Here is a 1,084-nt window from a genome sequence, read left to right on the forward strand (position 1 = left end):
TTGAATGATTTTTTCATTGTCTAAGCCCAGGCAAACAATGGCTTTTACTTTTTCATTCACCAGCGGCAACAGTTCTTCATAGTTGTTTCCTTTGTCAACTCCGCCCACTATCCATACAGTTGGACTATTCATACTATCCAACGCATAGAATGTCGCATTAACGTTTGTCGCTTTAGAATCGTTGATATAGGTAACGTTTTGTATTTTTAATACGGTCTCAAGGCGGTGTTCCACTCCGTGAAAGTTTTGTAGGCTTTCCCTGATGGTTTCCTTTCTAATGCTTAATAATTTAGCAACAGTTGATGCTGCCATAGCATTTTTCAGGTTGTGATTTCCTTGCAATTCTAAACTTTTTACAGGCATTTTTAGGGTTGTTTTATTTGTGGTTATTATTATTATTTCTTTTTTTAAACTTGCTCCTTCTTCCATTTCTTTTGTTATCGAAAAAGGCAATTTTTGAGATGTTACTCCGGTTTTTTCCAGCCGGTTGGTTATTACTTCATCATCACTGTCATAAATAAAATAATCACTTTCATTCTGGTTCATCACTATCCGGAACTTTGAATCGATGTACTTTTCAAAATTGTACTCATACCGGTCCAGATGGTCTTTAGTAATGTTTGTCAACACCGCTATGTGCGGTCTGAAGTTGACAATGCCATCTAGCTGAAAACTACTTAATTCCAACACATAAACATCGTGTTTGTCTTCTGCCACTAGAGCAGCAAAACTCTTCCCAATGTTTCCTGCCAGACCCACATTCAGCCCTCCGGCTTTTAAAATGTGATGGGTCAGGGTGGCTGTGGTGGTTTTTCCGTTGCTTCCTGTAATTCCAACAATCGTTGCACCGGTGAATTGTGATGCAAATTCAATTTCAGAAATAACTGAAACACCCTTTTCCAACAGTTGTTTAACTATTGGTACATTATCAGGAATTCCCGGACTTTTCATGACCACATCGGCATTGAGAATTAACGCTTCACTGTGCTTTTCTTCTTCCCAGTCAATCTCATTATGATTAAGAACTTGTTTGTAATTTTCTTTAATTTTTTGTTTGTCTGAAACAAACACTTCATATCCTTTT

At 37.4% G+C, this 1,084-nt stretch carries 1 protein-coding gene; it reads right to left on the reverse strand.

The window, feature by feature from the left end:
* Nucleotides 1–1,084: UDP-N-acetylmuramoyl-L-alanine--D-glutamate ligase (gene murD / locus AC6F75_RS09915; protein ID WP_500714869.1), on the reverse strand; the 1,084-nt coding region annotated here is incomplete at both ends.

The organism is Planktosalinus sp., from assembly GCF_059864935.1.